Raw genomic sequence first — 19965 nt, 5'->3', positions numbered from 1 at the left:
CCGTCACCCCGGCGGAGGCCCGGGCCCAGTGGCGGGTCGTATGCGAGATGCGGCAGCGTCCCCCAACTGGACCCCGGCCTTCGCCGGGGTGACGGGAAGGTAGATATGCTGGTCCTGTCCGGCATCGTCATCATCGCGGCGGGTTTCCTGCTCCGTTTTCACCCGATGCTGGTGATCGCGGTGTCGGCGCTGGCCACCGGCCTTGCCGCCGGGATCGATCCGCTCGCGATCCTTGCGGCATTCGGGAAGGCGTTCAACGACACGCGTTACGTCACGGTCGTCTATATCGTCCTGCCGGTCATCGGCCTGCTGGAGCGCGAAGGGTTGCAGGCCCGCGCCCGATCGCTGGTCGCGGGGTTGAAGGGGCTGACCGCCGGGCGGTTGCTGCTCGGCTATCTGCTGTTCCGGCAGATCACGGCCGCGCTGGGCCTCATCTCGATCGCCGGACCGGCCCAGACCGTCCGGCCGCTGGTCGCGCCGATGGCGGAGGCGGCGAGCGACGGCCTCGATCCTGAGCGCGTGCGCGCGATGGCGGCGGCGACCGACAATGTCGGGGTGTTCTTCGGCGAGGACATCTTCCTCGCGATCGGATCGATCCTGCTGATGAAGGGCGTGCTGGAGGGGTACGGCATCCGCATCGAGCCGCTGCACCTGTCGGTCTGGGCGATTCCGACCGCGATCGCGGCGTTCGTGATCCACGGCGCGCGGCTGTTGTGGATGGAGCGGCGGCGGTGATCGGGCTGAACCTGATCTATGCGGTCGCGGGCGCGATGTTCGCGATCTTCGCCGCGCTGGGGATCGCGGAGCGGCGCTGGGCGAATGGCGCGTTCCATGCGCTGATCGCGGTCAGTTTTCTGCTCGGCGACCGGATCGGCGATATCGGCAACGGCTGCCTCGTGCTGGCGCTGGTCGCGATCGCGGCGAGCGGGCGGATGCGGCGGCGGGCCGCTGCGCCCGCGCCGGTCGAGCGGAGCGGTTGGAGCGTCTTCGTCCCCGCGCTCGTCATCCCGGCCACCGCGCTGCTGGGCACGCTGGTGTTCAAGCAGGTGCCGGCGCTGGTCGATCCGAAACAGGCGACCTTGGTCGCGCTGACCTGCGGCGTGCTGATCGCGCTGGTGCTTTGCTACGTGCTTTACCGTCCTACGCCGGCCGCGCCGTTGATCGCGGGGCGCGGGTTGATGGATGACATCGGCTGGGTGGCGGTGCTGCCGCAGATGCTCGCCAGCCTCGGCGCGGTGTTCGCGCTGGCAGGCGTGGGCGACGTCGTCGGGGGGCTGGTCGGGCAGGCGATACCGGGCGGCAGCGTCTTCGGCGCGGTGCTGGCCTATGCGCTTGGCATGGCGCTGTTCACCATGGTGATGGGCAATGCCTTTGCCGCCTTTCCGGTGATGGCGGCGGCGGTCGGTATCCCGTTGCTGGTGCATCACTATGGCGCGAACCCGGCGCCGGTCGCGGCGATCGGGATGCTGGCGGGATTCTGCGGGACGTTGATGACGCCGATGGCGGCGAACTTCAATCTGATGCCCGCGGCGTTGCTCGAACTCAAGGACCGCAACGGGGTGATCCGCGCGCAGGTGCCGACCGCGCTGCCGCTGCTGGCGTTCAATATCCTGTTGTTGTGGTGGGTGGTGCGATGATCGATGCGGCAACGGCGGCGGGGTTCGCGCGGCTGACCCTGGGGCATGTCGGACAGCAATATCCTTACGCGCTCCAGCATGTCACATGCGTGCCGGGCGACCTGCGCGCGCCTGCCGACCAGCACCCGATCTTCCACGGCAGTTACGACTGGCATAGCTGCGTGCACGGCTGGTGGCAGTTGCTGACGATCGCGCGGCTGTACCCGCAAATTGCCGAGGTGGCGGAGATCCGCGCGCGCGCCGATGCCTTGTTCGTCGCGGAGAAGGTCGCGGGGGAAATCGCCTATTTCGAGCGCCCGGTCGCGGGCACGTTCGAGCGGCCGTACGGCTGGGCGTGGTTGCTGGCGCTGCATGCCGAGGCGGCGCGGCATGACGCGGGCTGGGCGGCGGCGCTGGAACCGCTGGCGCGGTCGATCGCGGCGCGGTTCGCCGCGCATCTGCCGCGGCTTACCTACGCGATCCGGGCGGGGGTGCATTCCAACACCGCGTTTGCCTGTACGTTGGCGCTCGACTGGGCGCGGGCACACGACGCCGAGCTGGCGCAGGTGATCGAGGTGCGGGCGCGGCACTGGTTCGGGCTGGATGTGGCGTGTCAGGCGTGGGAGCCGGGCGGGGACGAGTTCCTGTCACCCGCGCTATGCGAGGCGCTGTTGATGAGCCAAGTGCTGGGGGCGGGGTTTGCCGAATGGTTCGACACGTTCCTGCCGGATGCGGCGGCGGAGCAGCCGGGGACGCTGTTCGTGCCGGCCTTCGTTTCCGATCGGTCGGACGGGAAGATCGCGCATCTCGACGGGCTGAACCTGAGCCGGGCGTGGTGCTGGCGGGCGATTGCGGCGGCGCTGGGGGAGGGGCATCCGGTGGTGCCGGTCGCGGAGGCGGCGGCGGCGCGGCATCTGGAGGCGAGCCTGCCGCATCTGGATGACGACTATATGGGGACGCACTGGCTGGCGACATTTGCGTTACTGGCGATGATGTGAGCATCGTCATTGCGAGCGGAGCGAAGCAATCCAGGGCGTCCTGATCCGGCTCTGGATTGCTTCGCTCCGCTCGCAATGACGGAGGGGTTAGTCGACCCAGTCCAGTCCCAGGTCGCGGTAGATGCTGCGGTCTTCGTCCCAGTTCGGCTTGACCTTGACGTGCAGATAGAGGTGCACCGGGCGGTCGAGCAGAACGGCCAGTTCGGCGCGCGCCTTCGCCCCGATTTCCTTGATCCGCGCGCCGCCCTTGCCGAGCACGATCGCGCGCTGCGAGGGGCGCTCGACCATGATCTGCTGGTGGATTTCCGCCGATCCGTCCTCGCGATCGACGAACTTCTCGGTCTCGATCACGCTGGCATAGGGCAGTTCGGCATGGAGTTGCAGGTAGAGTTGCTCGCGCGTCACCTCGGCGGCCATCGCCCGCTCGGAGGCGTCGGAGACCTGATCCTCCGGGTAATGCCACGGACCCGGCGGAAGCGCCCTGGCGAGCGTCTGCTTGAAGTGCGCGACGCCGTCGCCGGTCTGCGCCGAGATGAAGAACGTTTCCGCGAACGGCAGCAGCCCGTTCAGCCGCTCGGCATGGAGCAGCAGCTTGGGCTTGTCGGCGAGGTCGACCTTGTTGAGGACGAGATAGATCGGCTCGGGACGGCCCTTCAGCGCCTCGACGATCTCGGTCACTTTCGGACCCAAGCCGCCCTTGCCGTCGACGACCAGGGCGATCACGTCCGCGCCCTCGGTCCCGCCCCAGGCGGCGGCGACCATCGCGCGGTCGAAGCGGCGGTTCGGCTCGAAGATGCCGGGCGTGTCGACCAGCAGCAGCTGCGTCTCGCCCTCGATCGCGACGCCCATCAACCGGGTGCGGGTCGTCTGCGCCTTGGGACTGACGATCGCGACCTTCTGCCCGACCAAGGCATTGACCAGGGTCGACTTTCCGGCGTTCGGCGCGCCGACGACCGCCACCAGCCCGCAATGTTGCGCCGTCGAATCTTGGGACGAATGTTGCGAATGTTGAGACGCTAGCGCGTTGGATTCAACATTCGCGGGGGTTTCAGGATCGGTCATTCGCCCGCAATGACACTCTTGAGCCGCGAGAAGAAGCCCTGGCTTTGCGGACATTCCTCACCGGTTTCGGTCTCGCGGAACTCCTCCAGCAGCACGCGCTGGCGCGTGGTGAGCTTGGTCGGCGTCTCGACCTCGATCTGGATGACCAGATCGCCGTGGCCGCGCCCTTGCAGCACCGGCATCCCGGCGCCGCGCTGCTTGAGCTGCTTGCCCGACTGGATGCCGGCCGGAATCTTCACCTCATGCCGCTTCCCGTCGAGGCCGGGGATCGCCATCACCCCGCCGAGCGCGGCGGTGGTGAAGCTGATCGGCGCGCGCGCGAACAGCGTCGTGCCGTCGCGCTCGAAGATCGCATGCCGCTTCACATGCAGGAAGATGTAGAGGTCGCCCGCCGGCGCGCCGCGCGCGCCCGCCTCGCCCTCGCCGGTCAGCCGAACGCGCGTACCCTCGTCCACCCCGGGCGGGATCGACACGGCGAGCGTCTTGGTCTTCTCGACACGACCCTCGCCACGGCAGTCGCCGCACGGATCGGTGATGACCTGACCCGAGCCGTGGCAGAGCGGACAGGCGCGTTCGACCACGAAAAAGCCCTGCTGCGCGCGGACCTTGCCGTGGCCGTGGCAATGCTGACAGGTGTGGGCGTGGGTGCCGGGCTTCGATCCGGTGCCGTGGCAGGTGTCGCATGGCGCGGAGATATCGACGGTGATCTCCGTCTCCTTGCCGTGGAACGCCTCCTCCAGCGTGATCTCCATGTCGTAGCGCAGGTCCGCGCCGCGCCGCGTCTGCTGACGCCCGCCGCCGCGCTGGCCGCCCATGAACTCGCCGAAGACGCTTTCGAAAATGTCGGAGAAGCCGCCGAAATCCTGCGCCTGATGCCCGCCGCCGCCGTTGCGGAACGCGGCATGCCCGAAACGGTCATAGGCGGCGCGCTTCTGCGGATCCTTCAGGCAGTCATAGGCTTCGCTGACCGCCTTGAACCGGGCCTCGGAATCCTTGCACCCGGCGTTCTTGTCCGGGTGATACTTCATCGCGAGCTTGCGATACGACGATTTGATCGTCGCGGCATCCGCGGTGCGCTCGCATTCGAGCAGCTCGTAATAGTCGATTTCGGTCATGCGGCCTCTAGGTCGGATCGGCATTCCGTCAGGGCGGTGCGGACGACCCGGGAATTAACGCCGTCATCCCCGCGAAGGTGGGGATCCAGACGCACCGACGCTGGGGTTTCAATCGCCACGTCAGAGGTTCTGGATCCCCGCCTGCGCGGGGATGACGGGTTGGAGTGGACGGTAGTAGTTTGCGAAGGGGCGGCCACGGCTGCTGACGTGCGATGCATGGTCGGCTTTCCTCACTACCCCTCTCCCAACCCTCTCCCCACCGGGGAGAGGGCCAGGATGTCACGTTACTTCGTGTCGTCGACTTCCGAGAATTCGGCGTCGACCACGTCATCCTTCTTCGCCTCGGGCGCGGCGTCACCCTGCGGGGCGGCATCGGCCTGCTGCTGCTTCTCGTAGATCGCCTGACCGAGCTTCATCGCGACCTGTGCCAGCGCCTGGCTCTTTTCGTTCATCTGCTCCGGGTCATTGCTCTCGACCGCCGCCTTCGCCGCGTCGATCGCCGACTGGATCTCGCCCTTGAGCGACTCGTCCACCTTGTCGCCATTGTCGGCCAGCTGACGCTCGGTGGTGTGGATCAGCGATTCGGCGTTGTTCTTCGCCTCGGCCGCCGCGCGACGCTTCTTGTCCTCCTCCGCGAAGGACTCGGCGTCGCGGACCATCTTGTCGATGTCGGCGTCCGACAGGCCACCCGATGCCTGGATGCGGATCTGCTGCTCCTTGCCGGTGCCCTTGTCCTTGGCCGACACGTTGACGATGCCGTTGGCGTCGATGTCGAACGTCACCTCGATCTGCGGCACGCCGCGCGGGGCGGGGGGGATGCCGAGCAGGTCGAACTGCCCGAGCAGCTTGTTGTCCGCCGCCATCTCGCGCTCGCCCTGGAAGACGCGGATCGTCACCGCCTGCTGATTGTCGTCAGCGGTCGAATAGGTCTGCGACTTCTTGGTCGGGATCGTGGTGTTGCGATCGATCATGCGCGTGAACACGCCGCCCAGCGTCTCGATGCCCAGCGACAGCGGGGTCACGTCGAGCAGCAGCACGTCCTTCACGTCGCCCTGCAGCACGCCCGCCTGGATCGCGGCGCCCATCGCGACGACCTCGTCCGGGTTGACGCCGGTGTGCGGGTCCTTGCCGAAGAACTGCTTCACGACCTCACGCACGCGCGGCATGCGGGTCATGCCGCCGACGAGCACGACTTCGCTGATCTCGCTGGCCGACACGCCCGCGTCCGCCAGCGCCTTCTTGCACGGGTCCAGCGTGCGCTTGATCAGATCCTCGACCAGACGCTCCAGATCGGCGCGCGTGATCGTCTTGACCAGGTGCTTCGGGCCGTTCTGGTCGGCGGTGATGAAGGGCAGGTTGACCTCGGTCGAGGCAGCCGACGACAACTCGATCTTCGCCTTCTCGGCGGCTTCCTTCAGACGCTGGAGCGCCAGCTTGTCCTTGGTGAGGTCGATGCCCTCATCCTTCTTGAAGCCCTCGGCCAGGTAATCGACGATCTTGTTGTCGAAATCCTCGCCGCCCAGGAAGGTGTCGCCGTTGGTGGCCTTCACCTCGAACACGCCGTCGCCGATCTCGAGGATCGAGACGTCGAACGTGCCGCCGCCGAGGTCATAGACCGCGATCGTCTTGCCGTCCTGCTTGTCGAGGCCGTACGCCAGCGCCGCCGCGGTCGGCTCGTTGATGATGCGCAGCACTTCGAGGCCGGCGATCTGCCCGGCGTCCTTGGTTGCCTGACGCTGGGCATCGTTGAAGTAGGCCGGAACGGTGATGACCGCCTGCGTGACCGTCTCGCCGAGGTACGATTCGGCGGTTTCCTTCATCTTCTGAAGCGTGAAGGCGCTGATCTGCGAGGGGCTGTAATCCTTGCCACCGGCCTGCACCCAGGCGTCGCCATTGGCACCCTTCACGATGTGATAGGGGACCAGCTCGGTATCCTTCTTGGTGACCGGATCGTCGAAGCGGCGGCCGATGAGGCGCTTCACCGCGAAGATCGTGTTGTCACCGTTGGTTACGGCCTGACGCTTCGCGGGCTGACCGATCAGCCGCTCGCCGTCCTTGGCGAAGGCGACGATCGACGGCGTGGTGCGCGCACCCTCCGCATTCTCGATGACCTTGGCCTTGCCGCCTTCCATGACCGCGACGCACGAATTGGTGGTGCCGAGGTCGATACCGATTACTTTTGCCATGAGTGCTTTACCTAGCCCCTGCATATTTGTGACTTCGAGTGCGGACACGCCCCGTTACGGCAGCGCAACCGCGTGTGACGAAGGGCGATATAGGTGGCGCGAACGGCCCCGCAAGATTGGTCCGTCATCTGACGCGGAACCATTGCCTGTTTGCCGCGTGGACCGTAGGAGGAGCCATCATGCAGACCGCCCGCATCTATCAGCGCCCGAAGAACGCCATGCAATCCGGCAAGGCCCGGACCGAGACGTGGCAGCTCGAATTCGAGCCCGGCGAGGCCAAGCAGCCCGATCCGCTGACCGGCTGGGCCGGCAGCGGCGACACGCGCGACCAGATCCGGCTGGCCTTCCCGTCGTGCGAGGCGGCGGTGGCCTATGCCGAGGCGCAGGGGTTGGCGTTCACGGTCATCCCGACGCCGACCAAGACGCTGAAGCTGCAGAGTTACGCGGACAATTTCCGCTGACGCCGTCGTCCCTGCGCAGGCGGGGGCGATGTCGATCGAGCGCCAGACGTCGATGCCAAAGCCGGTCGCCCCTGCGTAGGCAGGGGCCTATGTCTGTGTGGTTGGTGGAGAACGTCGCCACCTACGCGGTGCGTGTGTGTCGCTTGTATCGCGGGACGACAGAGACATGCGCCCCTGCCTGCGCAGGGGCGACGCTGGTGGTCAGGCGACCATCTCGTCCGCCAGCAGCACCAGCATCTTGACGTCCATCGCCACGCCCTCGGCGCGCTTCGTCGCGACGAAGGCGGCGATCTCGGCGCGCGGCACGAGATGGACCTCGATGTCCTCGTCCGCCTCGCCGCCACCGGGGCTGACCTTTTCCAGATCGTGCGCGCGCACCAGCGTGAAGCCCTCGCTGTTCATTCCCGGCGAGGAATGGAAGAACCCCAGATCCTCGATCCGTCCGGCGCGATAGCCGGTTTCCTCCTCCAGTTCGCGCGCGGCGCCGACCGCGACCGCCTCGCCCGCGTCGGTGTCGCCGATCAGCCCGGCCGGCAATTCGAGGCAGCGGCGCCCCAGCGGCACACGATATTGCTCGACCAGCACGACGCGGTCCGCGTCGTCGATCGCGACGATCACCGCGGCCTGGATGCCGCCGCGCCGCGCGACATATTCCCAGCCGCCCTGCGTGACGACCTTGATATAGCGGCCCTCCCAGGCGGTTTCGGGCGGAAAGGCGGCGTCGCGGTGCGGGGCGTGGGTCATGGCCGCGACTGCTACCGCAGCGCGCATGGCTTGGCGAAGCGAAAAAGCGCGCTTACCCCCTGTTCGCGAGAACAAGAGGGAAAGGCCGTCATATGCTCAAGGATTTCCGGGCGTTCATCGCGCGCGGCAACGTGCTGGACCTCGCGGTCGGCGTCATCATCGGCGGCGCGTTCGCGACGATCACCAAGTCGCTGACCGACGACATCATCATGCCGGTGGTCGGCGCGCTGTTCGGCGGGTTCGATTTCTCCAGCTATTTCATCCGGCTGGGCGCGATCCCGGCGGACTATAAGGGGTCGGTCGACAGCTACGCGCAGCTGAAGGCGGCGGGGGTGCCGCTGCTGGGCTATGGCGAGTTCCTGACCGTCGTCATCAACTTCGTGATCCTGGCGTTCATCGTGTTCCTGCTGATGCGCAGCGTGAACAAGGTGATCGCGACCGTCGAGCGCGAGAAGGCTGCCGGGACCGCCGAACCCGCCGCCGAGCCGGCGGAAGTGGTGCTGTTGCGCGAGATCCGCGACGAGTTGAAGGGACGCGGTGCGGTGCCGCCGACGGCCTGAACGCTGTCGCCCCCGCGCCGGCAGGGGCCATCGCTGCGTCTTCCGGGCGCACGGGTGACATAAATGCGCCGACGATATGAAAAAAGGGGCCGGGAGGATGTTCCTCCCGGCCCCTTTTCACCCGACAACGGCGATCAATGCGCCTCGGGCACCTCGACGATGCCGCGCCCCAGATGGCTGTGGCTGCGGCTGTAACCGAAGTAGATCACCAGCCCGATCGCGCCCCATACCGGCAGCACCAGCATCGCCGCCGACGGCAGGTTGAAGAACAGGAACACGCAGCCCAGGATCGTCAGCGGTCCCACCAGCCACAGGACGGGCGTGCGGAAGCTGCGCGGCTGGTGCGCGGCGGTTCGGCGCAGGATCATCACCGCGATCGCGACCATCATGAACGCATAGAGTGTGCCGGCATTGGCGATGTCGGCCAGCTGCCCGACCGGCAGGAAGGCCGCGGCGAAGGCGACGCCGACGCCGGTCATCGCCGTCACGATATGCGGGGTCTTCCACTTCGGATGGACGGTCGACAACCGCTCGGGGAGCAGGCCGTCGCGGCTCATCACGAAGAAGATGCGCGTCTGGCCGAACATCAGGATCAGGATCACCGACGGCAGCGCGACGAAGGCGGCGATGCCGAGCAGGTTGCCGACCCCCGACCAGCCGATCACGCGCAGGACGTGCGCCAGCGCCTCGCCCGAGCAGACCAACGCGTCCTTATGCTGCGGCAGCGCGCACTGACGCGCCAGTTCCTCCGACCCGGCCGGGAAGGGAATGCCGTTCGGCCCCATGATCGGCTGCCCGCCGATCGTCCCGATCGCGCCCGCCGCGACCAGGATGTAGAAGACGGTGCAGAACAGCAGCGAGCCGATCAGCCCGATCGGTACGTTGCGCTGCGGGTTCTTGGTTTCCTCGGCGGCGGTCGATACCGCGTCGAAGCCGACATAGGCGAAGAAGATCGTCGCCGCCGCGCCGACCGCGCCGACCCCGGTGCCGAAGCCGCCGAAGACGCCGGCCGGCAGGAAGGGATTGAAGCGATCGGTGCTGAAATAGTCGCTCGGCAGCGTCAGCGCGACGAACGCGCTCAATGCCGTTACCTTGATCGCGACCAGCACGGCGTTGACGCGCGCGCTTTCGGTCGTGCCGATCATCAGCAGCCAGGTGATGAGCAGCGCGATGACGATCGCGGGCAGGTTGATGAACCCGCCCGGCGCGCCGCCCAGCGCCAAGGGCGCCGCCGACAGCCATGCGGGCAGGTGTATCCCCATGAACTGGTTGAGGATCGTGCCGGTGAAATAGCCGGACCAGCCGACCGCGACCGCGCTGGCGGCAACCGCATATTCGAGAATCAGCGCCCAGCCGACCGTCCAGGCGAGCAACTCGCCCATCGTCGAATAGGTATAGGTATAGGCCGATCCCGCCACAGGAATCATCGCGGCAATCTCCGCATAGCACAGCGCCGCGACGATGCAGATCGCTCCCGCGATCGCGAAGGCGAGCATCAGGCCGGGACCGGCCTTCTGCGCGCCCGCCGCCGTCAGCACGAAGATGCCGGTGCCAATGACGCAGCCGATGCCGAACAAGGTGAGCTGGAACCAGCCCAACGTGCGGTGCAGCGATTTCTTCTCCGCCGTGGCGAGGATAGCGTCGAGAGGTTTGACGCGCCCGAAAATCATGTAGGTCGAAGCCCCCGGAAAGTCTGATGGCGGGAGCCTAGCGGCGGATCACGGGCGCGCAATAGTGTTGCGTCAATGTGACGGTATCAAACGCGACCGTCGTTCTGCACCAGCATGGGACCGAGCGCGCGGCCGCCGAGGATGTGGACGTGGAGGTGCGGCACCTCCTGATGCGAATCGAGCCCGGTGTTGGCGATCAGGCGGTAGCCGCCGGCCACCAGTCCCGCCTCGCGTGCGGCATGGCCGATCGCACGGGTGAAGCTGACGATCTCCGCCTCGCCGGCATTCGCGGAGAAATCGTCCCAGCTGACGTAGGAACCGCGCGGCACCGCCAGCAAATGCGTCGGCGCCCACGGCGCGATGTCGTGGAAGACGATGGTATGATCGTCCTCGTACACGCGCCGCGACGGGATCTCGCCGCGCAGCAGCCTGGCGAAGATGTTGCCGTCGTCATAGGGCAGGGTGGCGTCGACGCTCATCGGGGCATCCTTTATTCGGCGCGGAAGGACAGGGGGCGGGGGCCGCGCGCGGCCTTTTCCTCATGGCCGCTGGTCCCCTCTCGCCGCGCGAGTTCGGCGCGCACGTCGTCCAGCGTCAGACCGGCATCGGCGAGCAGCACGCAGAGGTGATAGATCAGGTCGGCGGCCTCCGGCACGATCTTGCGCGCGTCCGGCCCCATGGCGGCGATCACCGTCTCGGTCGCTTCCTCGCCCAGCTTCTGCGCGATCCGTCCGCGTCCGCGCGCGAACAGCGAGGCGGTGTAGGAACTGTCGGCGTCCGCGCCCCTGCGGGACGCGACGGTGGCGAAGAGACGGTCGAAGGTATCGCTCATGCCGGTGGGGTGCCGCGTCGGCGTGGCGGGGTCAATGGGGCGGGTTTCTGCGATTGACATGCAACAAGCGGCGCGAGCACGAGTTGCCCTGTCATGAGCCATACCCGCACCGAAACCGACTCGATCGGCCCGATCGAGGTTCCCGTCGACGCTTACTGGGGCGCGCAGACCGAGCGCAGCCTGGAGAATTTCCCGTTCGGCGCGCGCGAGCGGATGCCGATCGAGATCGTCCACGCGCTGGCGCTGGTCAAGCAGGCGGCGGCGCGCGTGAACCGTCGCCACGGCCTGTCGGCGGAAAAGGCGGATGCGATCGAACAGGCGGCGGCCGAGGTCGCGGGCGGCAAACTCGACGATCAGTTCCCGCTGGTGATCTGGCAGACCGGCAGCGGCACGCAGAGCAACATGAACGTCAACGAGGTGATCGCGGGGCGCGCCAACGAGATCCTGACCGGCACGCGCGGCGGCAAGTCGCCGGTCCATCCCAATGACGATGTGAATCGCGGGCAATCGTCGAACGACAGCTTCCCGACCGCGCTGCATATCGCCTGCTCGATCGCGGTGCGGCAGCGGCTGTTCCCGGCGGTCGAGCGGCTGCACGCGTCGCTGGACGCGCGCGCGACCGAGTGGCGCGATCTGGTCAAGATCGGGCGCACGCACCTGCAGGACGCCACGCCGCTGACGCTGGGTGACGAGTTTTCGGGTTACGCGCATCAACTGTACCGCTGTCTGCGGCGGATCGAGCCGGCGGTGGAGCATGGCACCGACCGGCTGGCGCAGGGCGGTACGGCTGTCGGCACCGGGCTGAACGCCCCCGCCGGCTTCGCCCGCGATTTTTGCGCGGAGTTGCGCGGGCTGACGGGAATCGCGTTCAGCCCGGCGGAGAATTTCTTCGAGGCGCTGGGCAGCAACGACCCGCTGGTGCATCTGTCGGGGACGCTGAACACGCTGGCGGTGGCGTGCACCAAGATCGCCAATGACATCCGCCTGCTCGGCTCAGGGCCACGCTGCGGTTTGGGCGAGCTGGACCTGCCGGCCAACGAGCCGGGCAGTTCGATCATGCCGGGCAAGGTCAATCCGACGCAGTGCGAGATGCTGACGATGGTCGCCGCGCAGGTGATGGGCAACCATGTCGCGATCACGGTCGGCGGCGCGCAGGGGCATCTGGAACTCAACGTCTTCAAGCCGATGATCGGGGCCAGCGTGCTGCGCTCGATCGACCTGCTGGCGACCGGGTGCGACAGTTTCGCCGAACGCTGCGTCGACGGCCTTCGCGCCAACGAGGCGCGGATCGCCGAGCTGCTCGACCGCTCGCTGATGCTCGTCACCGCGCTCGCGCCCGAGATCGGTTATGACGATGCCGCCAGGATCGCCAAGCACGCGCATCAGGAAGGGCTGACGCTCAAGGAGGCCGGGCTGGCGCTGGGGCTGGTCGATGCCGATACGTTCGAGCGCGTGGTGCGGCCGGAGACGATGCTGGGCCGCTGATCCACGACGGAACCCGAAGGCGGGACGCGGCATTGTTGTTGCGTAACGAACGAGGGTTTCCATCATGGGTGCAACGACGATCGGCGCGCTGATCGGAGGCGCGATCGACGCCATGTCGGGCGATGACAGCGCGGCGGACGGTGCGCTGTACGGTGCGATTACCGCCAACGTCCTGAAGCTCGTGCTGCCGGTCGCCGCGACCTATGCGGTGGGCTGGGGCGTGCTGAAGGGCATCGAGGTTCTGGGCGACACTATTTCGGAGAGGGTGAAGGCATGATTCGCACGATTTTGGGCGCGCTGGTCGGGCGCGAGCTGGACCGCCGTGACGGCAAGGGCGGCGCCGGCGGCGCGTTGCTGGGCATGATCGCGACGCGCGCGGTGACGCGCATGGGGCCGCTGGGCATGGCGCTGGGCGGTGCCTATGTCGCGAAAAAGGCCTATGATCGCCGCAAGGCGAGCAAGGCGGGCGCGACCGCCATCTAAAGGGCGCGGGTCGCCGACACGGCGCGGCGATCGCAGGGCGTCCGGCATGGCGGCATTGGCCGTCATGCCGGACGCCCTTTCGCATGTGGCATCGGGTCAGCGTCGATCTTGAAGCCGCTCGACGCGCCGCATATGACCCCGCCCGACACACAGGATAGGGGCATCCCGCATGAAGACCCGCGCCGCCGTCGCGTTCGAGGCGAAGAAGCCGCTGGAGATCGTCGAGCTCGATCTGGAAGGCCCGAAGGCGGGCGAGGTGCTGGTCGAGATCATGGCGACCGGCATCTGTCACACCGACGCCTATACGCTGGACGGGCTGGACAGCGAGGGGCTGTTCCCGAGCGTGCTGGGCCATGAAGGCTGCGGCGTGGTGCGCGAGGTCGGCGCGGGCGTGACCAGCGTGGTGCCGGGCGATCACGTCATCCCGCTGTACACGCCGGAATGCCGTCAGTGTAAGTCGTGCCTGTCGGGCAAGACGAACCTGTGCACCGCGATCCGCGCGACGCAAGGGAAAGGGCTGATGCCCGACGGCACGACCCGCTTCAGCTACAAGGGGCAGCCGATCTATCATTACATGGGCTGTTCGACCTTCTCGAACTTCACCGTCCTGCCCGAGATCGCGGTCGCGAAGATCCGTCCCGACGCGCCGTTCGATACCAGCTGCTATATCGGCTGCGGCGTCACGACAGGGGTCGGCGCGGTGGTGAACACCGCCAAGGTCCAGCCGGGCGAGAATGTCGTCGTCTTCGGCCTTGGCGGGATCGGCCTGAACGTCATCCAGGGCGCGAAGCTGGCGGGGGCAGGGCGGATCATCGGCGTCGATATCAACCCCGACCGCGAAGAATGGGGCCGCCGCTTCGGCATGACGCACTTCCTGAACAGCAAGGGCTTGTCGCGCGAGGAGACGATCGCGAAGGTGCTGGAGCTGACCGATGGAGGCGCGGACTACAGCTTCGACGCGACCGGCAATACCGAGGTGATGCGCACCGCGCTGGAGGCGTGTCACCGCGGCTGGGGCACGTCGATCATCATCGGCGTGGCCGAGGCGGGCAAGGAGATCGCGACGCGGCCGTTCCAGCTCGTCACCGGGCGGAACTGGCGCGGCACCGCGTTCGGGGGCGCAAAGGGCCGGACCGACGTGCCCAAGATCGTCGACTGGTACATGAACGGGATGATCGAGATCGACCCCATGATCACGCACCGGCTGACGCTGGACGAGATCAACAAGGGCTTCGACCTGATGCACGCGGGCGAAAGCATCCGCAGCGTCGTGGTGTATTGAGGGGAGGGAACGGATGTTTTCGCATGTGATGGTCGGGTCGAACGATCTGACGCGGTCGAAGGCCTTTTACGATGCGCTGTTCGCCGCGCTGGGCGGCAGGCCGGGGATGCAGGACGACAAGGGCCGCATCCTCTACATGCACGGCGGGGCGCTGTTCATGGTCTCGACCCCGATCGACGGCCAGCCGGCCTGCCATGCCAATGGCGGCACGATCGGTTTCGCCGTGACCGGGCCGGAACAGGCGCAGGCATGGCATGCGGCCGGCGTCGCGAACGGCGGCACCGCGATCGAAGACGCGCCGGGCGTGCGGACGACGCCGTTCGGGCCGCTCTATCTGGCCTATCTGCGCGATCCGGACGGCAACAAGCTGTGCGGCGCGTATCGCGTTCCCGCCTGACGTCTACGCCCGCCGCCGTCATCCCGGCGAAGGCCGGGATCCATTGTTCCGCGAACGCCAGGCCGTCTGAACGTGCGGCACGGTGGATCCCGGCCCGCGCCGGGATGACGGAAGGAAGAAGGACTTGATGATGGAAACCGTCTCTACCGCGAAAGCGCATGGCGGGACGCAGGGTGTGTATCGCCACGCCTCGACCGCGACCGGGACCGACATGACCTTCTCGGTCTATGTCCCCGATCACGCGCCGGGCGCGAAATTGCCGGTGGTGTGGTATTTGTCGGGGCTGACCTGCACCCATGCCAATGTCACCGACAAGGGCGAATATCGCCGCGCCTGCGCCGAGCACGGGCTGATCTTCGTCGCGCCCGACACGTCCCCACGCGGCGACGACGTGCCCGATGAGGATAGGTGGGATTTCGGCAAGGGCGCGGGCTTCTACGTCGATGCCACGCAGGCGCCGTGGTCGGCGTATTACCGCATGTGGTCCTATGTCACCGGGGAACTGCCCGCGCTGATCGCGTCCGCGTTTCCGGCGGACATGGCGCGGCAGTCGATCATGGGGCATTCGATGGGCGGGCACGGCGCGCTCACCACCGCGCTGCGCCACCCGGATCGCTTCCGTGCCGTCTCCGCCTTCGCGCCGATCGTCGCGCCGACGCAGGTGCCGTGGGGGGGCGCGCTCGACCGTTATCTGGGCGACGACATGGCGGCGAAGCGCCGGCATGATGCGGTGGCGCTGATCGAGGACGGCGCCCGGGTGAAGGAGTTGCTGGTCGATCAGGGCGATGCCGATTCGTTCCTGGCCGAGCAATTGCGCCCCGAATTGCTGGCGGAGGCGTGCGCGGCTGCGGGGATCGACCTGACGCTCAGGATGCGGTCGGGATACGACCATAGCTATCACTTCATCTCGACCTTCATGGCCGATCATCTGGCGTGGCATGCGGCGCGGCTCCGCGCCTGACCCCGCTTGACGCAGTGCGGCATGGCGGGGCATCAGCGCACATGCCTCATCGCTCGCCCGCCGATCCGCACAATATGAAGCGCCGTGGACTGTTGTTCGTCCTGTCCTCGCCATCCGGCGCGGGCAAGTCGACGATCGCGCGGATGCTGCTGGCCAGCGAGCCCGAATTGTCGCTGTCGGTGTCGGCCACCACGCGCGATATCCGCAACGGCGAGGAGGACGGCCGCGACTATCATTTCGTCTCGCTGGAAAAATTCCGCGAGATGGTCGCGAACCACGAATTCCTGGAATGGGCGCACGTCTTCGACCAGCGATACGGCACGCCGCGCGCGCCGGTCGACGCGATGCTGTCGGAGGGCAAGGACGTGCTGTTCGACATCGACTGGCAGGGCGCGCAGCAGCTGCACCAGATCGCCGGTGGCGACGTGGTGCGCGTGTTCATCCTGCCGCCGTCGATGGAGGAACTGCGCCGCCGTCTCGAAGGCCGCGCGACCGATGCGCAGGAGATCATCGAACGCCGCATGAGCCGCGCCGATGCCGAGATCAGCCACTGGGACGGCTATGACTATGTGCTGGTCAACGACGATGTCGAGTCGTGCTATGCCAAGGTGAAGACGATCCTGGCGGCGGAGCGGCTGAAGCGCTCGCGGCAGACGGGGCTGATCGGCTTCATCCGCAAGCTGCGCACCCCCGCCGGCTGACGGCGCGTTCCGTCGCGCCCGCGCGTCACCGCCAGAGCTCGGCCCGAAGCGATGCGACCGCCTCGCGCGCGTCGCCCGCATGGCTGCCACGTCGCGCGGCCAGTTGCATGAGCACGTTTTCATCGGCCAGTCGTCGCTGGATCACCGCCAGGATCGCCAGCGACTCCGACCGATAGCCCGCCCAGTCACCCGGGATCGCAGCGGTCGGCCATGCGGCGAGGAAGGCGGAAATCTGCTGCCGATACGCGGGGGTCGACTCCTTCAGCGCCTGAAGCCGCCGGGCGAACTCGCCGGTCGCGGTCGCTTCCGCGGTCGGCAGGACCGTGTTGTTGAGATGATCCAGGCGCTGGCGGCTGATACCGGCGATCCGCCAGCGCAGGCTCGCGATCGTCGGCAGGTCCACGATCGCGCCATCGCAGACATCCCGATGGTTCTGCATGGCGACGACCAGTTCCTCGTTCAGACGGGCCAGCTCTTTCCACATGTCGACCTCCGCTGCACGCTCACACCCTCTCTGTGCGGATCCGGTCCGTAACCTTGATTAACTTAACAAGTCGTGAGAGCGAGCGCCGGCTTCCGTCACGCGCCGAGCAGTGCCAGGAAGCGGGCAGCGGCGTCATAATCGCGGTGTTTGCCCTCCCGCGCCTGCGTGGCGAGCGAATCCTCGCCCCAGCGTTCGAGCTGCCAGTCCTCGTCGACCATCGCCGCCGACCACAAGGCATCGGCGTTCACCGCGCGTTCGGCCAGTGCCAGCGCCCCGATCAGCGAGCCCGTCAGCGTCACCAGCGGCGACAGGGCCGCCAACTGGAAGGCGTCGCGACGGGCCACCGTCTCTTCCAGTCGCGCCAGCGTCGCGGGCGGTTGCGGCCGGTGCATGATCCCGGTGACGATCGTGAAATGCACGTCGTAGCGCGTGCGCGCCCAGTCGAGCAGCGGATCCCATGCCGCCGCCTGTCGCGCGACCAGCTCCGCCGGGCCGTCCGCCCGATAGCAGAGCAGGTCGCTCTCCGCGTACCGCGCCAGATCGGCGACGAAGGCGTCGGGCGTGGCGGCGACCCGGTCGATCGCGGCATTGGCGAGGCCGGTCAGCGGCATCGCGCGCGGATCGATCGTGTCGCCGACCGCGCGCCATTCGTCGGCGATCGCCGCGGCCAGATCGGCGGTGGGCAGGGCCAGCGCGGCGCGGCCCGGCGTCCGGACGGGGCGCGCGTCCAACAGGATCGAACGATCGTCCGCAACGATCACGTCGGTCCAGAAACGCTTCACTTCGGGCTTCTCCAGCGGTGCGCGAGCGCGCGGGGGACGGTGGCGATCATCCAGAGCGCGCTCAGTACGATCGCGATGCCGAGCAGGCGCGGGGCCAGCGTCCCGGCGCGCGCCAGCAGGACGACGCCGAACAGCGCGCCTGCCGTGGCGGCCAGCCGGACGGCGACGATCGCGATCCAGCGCGGGAAGGCGGGATCGCTCATGCGCGGACGCAGCCGGGCAGGTCGATGCAGACGCGCGCCATCGCCTGCGCGCCCGCCGCCCGCAGCTGTTCCTCGCGGTGATAGCCCCAGGTGACGCCGATCGCGCGCGCACCGGCGGCGCGTGCCATCGCCATGTCGAAGCCGGTGTCGCCGATCATCGCCGTCATATGGGGCGCGGCGCCCGCCTGCGCCATCGCGGTGCGCAACATCGCCGGATCGGGTTTGGACGGGTGGCGATCGGCGGTCTGCAGGGTCACGAACCGGTCGGTCAGGCCATGCTGCGCCAGCACATGCGACAGTCCGCGATCGGATTTGCCCGTGGCGACCCCCAGCAGCCAGCCGTCGGCGGCGAGCGTGTCGAGCGCCTCGACGATCCCGTCGTACAGCGGCTCGGCATCGAGTTCGCCGTCCTCGCGCATCCGCCGGAAGATCGCCTTGTAATCCTCCGCCAGCGCGTGATGCAGATCGGCGGGGCCGGCGGGGTGCAGCATCGCCATCGCCTCGACCAGGCTGAGGCCGACGATCGCGCGGATCGCGGCGCGCGGCGGCGCGGCCAGCCCGGCGGCTTCATGGGCGCGCTCCATCGCGCGGCAGATGTTGGCCTGGCTGTCGACGAGCGTGCCGTCGCAATCGAAGACGGCGAGTCGGATGGACATGCCCGCCTGTTACTCGGTGAACCGTGAGAGGCAAGCGGCAGGGCGCGCGTTAACGACTTCGTAGTGGCTCGCGGATATGGTTAACCCGCCCACGGACGCCGGGGGGCGACCATGAACTTGTCGAGCCGAGGGGCGGGTAATGCTGGAAGCCGTCGCACTGACGTATGGAATGCTGCTGAGTTTCGTGCTGGCGGGCGCGACGCGCAACCGCAAGCTGGCACGCGCGAACCCGCCGATGCTGACCTATGTCGGCTATGTGCTGTTCGGCGTGACCTGCGGGATCGCGGTGGCGGCGGGGGGCTATGCGGCCTGGGGACTGGCGAACGGCGCGGTGACCGCGATCTGAGTGGCGGCGTGCCGCTCCGGCGGAATTCCGGGCCGCGCGACGCGCGATCATGAGCGCGCCGGCGCGGCGCGACTCGTCATCCGCGTTTGCGCGCCTGGGCATAAGTGCCCAGCACGCGCACCCATTTGGCATGGAACCCCAGTTCCTCCAGCGCGCGGTCGAATCCCGGGTCGCCGGGCCGCCCTTCCACATCGGCATAGAATTCGGTCGCGGCGAAGCTGCCCCCGCGCTGGTAGCTCTCCAGCTTCGTCATGTTGACGCCGTTGGTCGCGAATCCGCCCATCGCCTTGTACAGCGCGGCGGGAACGTTCTTCACCTCGAAGATGAAGGTCGTCATCCACGGCCCTTCGCCGGTCAGCGGCCGCGCCCCGCGCGCCAGCGTGACGAAGCGCGTCATATTGTGGTCGGCGTCCGCGATGTCGGTCGCCAGCAGGTCGAGCCCGTAGATCGCCGCCGCGCCCGGCGGGGCCAGCGCCGCGACCGCCGGATCGCCCAGTTCCGCGACCATCGCCGCCGCGCCGGCCGTGTCGGGATAGTTCACCGGCACGATGCCGTGCGCCTTCAGCCAGTGGCGGCATTGCCCCAGCGCCTGCGGATGGCTCATCGCGCTGGTCACGCCGTCGCGCGGGCCGCAGCCGATCAGCGCGTGACGGATCGGCAGGAAATGCTCGCCGGTGATGACCAGCCCGGATTCGGGCAGCAGGAAATGCATGTCGGCGACGCGGCCGTGCAGGGAATTCTCGATCGGGATGATCGCGCAATCGGCCGCGCCGGTCTTCACCGCGTCCAGCGCATCCTCGAAGCTGAAGCACGGCAGCGGCAGCGCCTCCGGGAACGCCTCCTGCACCGCGACATGGCTGTTCGCGCCCGGCGCGCCCTGGAACGCGACGGCGCGTTCGGGGGCGGCGGCGGCGGGGTCGGCCATCGCGGCGACGATCGGG

25 protein-coding genes are annotated in these 19965 nt (G+C 67.9%); 13 read left to right on the top strand and 12 right to left on the bottom strand.

Translation table 11 applies throughout. The features are described from left to right. Positions 1–105: 105 nt before the first annotated feature. The 3 genes from NS334_RS12770 to NS334_RS12760 are packed head-to-tail and all read left to right on the top strand — an operon-like array spanning position 106 to position 2614. Complete coding sequence (locus tag NS334_RS12770; RefSeq protein WP_058756339.1) at positions 106–735, top strand: DUF969 domain-containing protein; 630 nt, start codon at positions 106–108, stop codon at positions 733–735. Further along, positions 732–1637, top strand: a complete 906-nt coding sequence (locus NS334_RS12765; RefSeq protein WP_058756342.1) for a 5-oxoproline transporter, DUF979 family subunit — start codon at positions 732–734, stop codon at positions 1635–1637. Before NS334_RS12770 ends, NS334_RS12765 begins: the two co-directional genes overlap by 4 nt. Further along, positions 1634–2614, top strand: coding sequence for a DUF2891 domain-containing protein (locus NS334_RS12760; RefSeq protein WP_058756338.1), 981 nt, complete (start codon positions 1634–1636; stop codon positions 2612–2614). Before NS334_RS12765 ends, NS334_RS12760 begins: the two co-directional genes overlap by 4 nt. Positions 2615–2701: 87 nt before the next feature. Here NS334_RS12760 and era read toward each other — a convergent pair whose 3' ends face one another. The 3 genes from era to dnaK form a co-directional block, all read right to left on the bottom strand. Further along, positions 2702–3574 (bottom strand): GTPase Era, encoded by an 873-nt coding sequence (era, locus tag NS334_RS12755; RefSeq protein ID WP_241491939.1) that lies wholly within the window; start codon positions 3572–3574, stop codon positions 2702–2704. A 98-nt stretch (positions 3575–3672) separates the two neighbouring features. Next, positions 3673–4791: a molecular chaperone DnaJ gene (dnaJ, locus tag NS334_RS12750; RefSeq protein WP_058756337.1), complete on the bottom strand. Its 1119-nt coding sequence runs from the start codon at positions 4789–4791 to the stop codon at positions 3673–3675. A 284-nt stretch (positions 4792–5075) separates the two neighbouring features. Then, positions 5076–6977: a molecular chaperone DnaK gene (gene dnaK / locus NS334_RS12745; RefSeq protein WP_058756336.1), complete on the bottom strand. Its 1902-nt coding sequence runs from the start codon at positions 6975–6977 to the stop codon at positions 5076–5078. Positions 6978–7156: 179 nt separating this feature from the next. On the opposite strand from dnaK, the gene NS334_RS12740 reads away from it, so the two are divergent. Then, a complete protein-coding gene (locus NS334_RS12740) occupies positions 7157–7438 on the top strand; it encodes an ETC complex I subunit (RefSeq protein ID WP_058756335.1) in 282 nt (93 codons plus the stop codon). Positions 7439–7639: 201 nt separating this feature from the next. On the opposite strand, the gene NS334_RS12735 is transcribed toward NS334_RS12740, so the two are convergent. Beyond that, positions 7640–8182 (bottom strand): NUDIX hydrolase, encoded by a 543-nt coding sequence (locus NS334_RS12735; RefSeq protein ID WP_058756334.1) that lies wholly within the window; start codon positions 8180–8182, stop codon positions 7640–7642. Positions 8183–8274: 92 nt separating this feature from the next. Here NS334_RS12735 and mscL point away from each other — a divergent pair, with 92 nt between their 5' ends. Further along, positions 8275–8742, top strand: a complete 468-nt coding sequence (gene mscL, locus NS334_RS12730; protein WP_058756333.1) for a large conductance mechanosensitive channel protein MscL — start codon at positions 8275–8277, stop codon at positions 8740–8742. 134 nt (positions 8743–8876) lie between these two features. Here the strand turns inward: mscL and NS334_RS12725 are convergent, their stop codons facing one another. The 3 genes from NS334_RS12725 to NS334_RS12715 form a co-directional block, all read right to left on the bottom strand. Next, entirely contained in the window at positions 8877–10412 is a 1536-nt protein-coding gene (locus NS334_RS12725; protein WP_058756332.1) for an amino acid permease, read from the bottom strand. A gap of 86 nt (positions 10413–10498) precedes the next feature. Then, positions 10499–10891 carry an HIT domain-containing protein gene (locus NS334_RS12720; protein ID WP_058756331.1) on the bottom strand — a complete coding sequence of 131 codons (393 nt, stop codon included), beginning with the start codon at positions 10889–10891 and terminating at the stop codon, positions 10499–10501. 11 nt (positions 10892–10902) lie between these two features. Then, on the bottom strand, positions 10903–11244 hold the full coding sequence (locus tag NS334_RS12715; RefSeq protein ID WP_058756330.1) for a phosphoribosyl-ATP diphosphatase: 342 nt from the start codon (positions 11242–11244) through the stop codon (positions 10903–10905). Between the two features lie 93 nt (positions 11245–11337). Here NS334_RS12715 and fumC point away from each other — a divergent pair, with 93 nt between their 5' ends. The 7 genes from fumC to gmk all read left to right on the top strand — a co-directional run bounded on the left by fumC (position 11338) and on the right by gmk (position 16553). Then, complete coding sequence (gene fumC, locus NS334_RS12710; RefSeq protein WP_058756329.1) at positions 11338–12729, top strand: class II fumarate hydratase; 1392 nt, start codon at positions 11338–11340, stop codon at positions 12727–12729. 64 nt (positions 12730–12793) lie between these two features. Continuing rightward, complete coding sequence (locus NS334_RS12705; RefSeq protein WP_058756328.1) at positions 12794–13006, top strand: hypothetical protein; 213 nt, start codon at positions 12794–12796, stop codon at positions 13004–13006. After that, positions 13003–13212: a hypothetical protein gene (locus tag NS334_RS12700; RefSeq protein WP_058756327.1), complete on the top strand. Its 210-nt coding sequence runs from the start codon at positions 13003–13005 to the stop codon at positions 13210–13212. The genes NS334_RS12705 and NS334_RS12700 overlap by 4 nt, the downstream gene beginning before the upstream one ends. A 169-nt stretch (positions 13213–13381) precedes the next feature. After that, positions 13382–14494, top strand: coding sequence for an S-(hydroxymethyl)glutathione dehydrogenase/class III alcohol dehydrogenase (locus NS334_RS12695; protein ID WP_058756326.1), 1113 nt, complete (start codon positions 13382–13384; stop codon positions 14492–14494). A 13-nt stretch (positions 14495–14507) separates the two neighbouring features. Next, the gene (locus tag NS334_RS12690; RefSeq protein WP_058756325.1) at positions 14508–14891 is read left to right on the top strand and encodes a VOC family protein; all 384 of its coding nucleotides are present in this window, start codon (positions 14508–14510) and stop codon (positions 14889–14891) included. Between the two features lie 130 nt (positions 14892–15021). Then, the gene (fghA, locus tag NS334_RS12685) at positions 15022–15852 is read left to right on the top strand and encodes an S-formylglutathione hydrolase (protein WP_058756340.1); all 831 of its coding nucleotides are present in this window, start codon (positions 15022–15024) and stop codon (positions 15850–15852) included. A gap of 41 nt (positions 15853–15893) precedes the next feature. Then, positions 15894–16553 carry a guanylate kinase gene (gmk, locus tag NS334_RS12680; protein WP_058756324.1) on the top strand — a complete coding sequence of 220 codons (660 nt, stop codon included), beginning with the start codon at positions 15894–15896 and terminating at the stop codon, positions 16551–16553. A 25-nt stretch (positions 16554–16578) separates the two neighbouring features. On the opposite strand, the gene NS334_RS12675 is transcribed toward gmk, so the two are convergent. The 4 genes from NS334_RS12675 to NS334_RS12660 all read right to left on the bottom strand — a co-directional run bounded on the left by NS334_RS12675 (position 16579) and on the right by NS334_RS12660 (position 18678). Further along, positions 16579–17037, bottom strand: coding sequence for a hypothetical protein (locus NS334_RS12675; protein WP_058756323.1), 459 nt, complete (start codon positions 17035–17037; stop codon positions 16579–16581). A gap of 95 nt (positions 17038–17132) precedes the next feature. Then, positions 17133–17819, bottom strand: a complete 687-nt coding sequence (locus tag NS334_RS12670; RefSeq protein WP_058756322.1) for an ATP12 family chaperone protein — start codon at positions 17817–17819, stop codon at positions 17133–17135. Beyond that, positions 17816–18022: a hypothetical protein gene (locus tag NS334_RS12665; RefSeq protein ID WP_058756321.1), complete on the bottom strand. Its 207-nt coding sequence runs from the start codon at positions 18020–18022 to the stop codon at positions 17816–17818. The genes NS334_RS12670 and NS334_RS12665 overlap by 4 nt, the downstream gene beginning before the upstream one ends. Beyond that, positions 18019–18678, bottom strand: a complete 660-nt coding sequence (locus NS334_RS12660; protein WP_058756320.1) for an HAD-IA family hydrolase — start codon at positions 18676–18678, stop codon at positions 18019–18021. The genes NS334_RS12665 and NS334_RS12660 overlap by 4 nt, the downstream gene beginning before the upstream one ends. Positions 18679–18847: 169 nt before the next feature. Here NS334_RS12660 and NS334_RS12655 point away from each other — a divergent pair, with 169 nt between their 5' ends. After that, a complete protein-coding gene (locus NS334_RS12655) occupies positions 18848–19024 on the top strand; it encodes a hypothetical protein (protein WP_428835056.1) in 177 nt (58 codons plus the stop codon). A gap of 76 nt (positions 19025–19100) precedes the next feature. Here NS334_RS12655 and NS334_RS12650 read toward each other — a convergent pair. After that, positions 19101–19965: prephenate dehydratase (locus NS334_RS12650; RefSeq protein WP_058756318.1), on the bottom strand; the 865-nt coding region annotated here is incomplete at its 5' end.

The sequence above is a fragment of the Sphingomonas endophytica genome (genome assembly GCF_001476895.1).
Taxonomy (GTDB): domain Bacteria; phylum Pseudomonadota; class Alphaproteobacteria; order Sphingomonadales; family Sphingomonadaceae; genus Sphingomonas; species Sphingomonas endophytica_A.
This window is presented reverse-complemented; position numbering and strand designations above follow the sequence as displayed.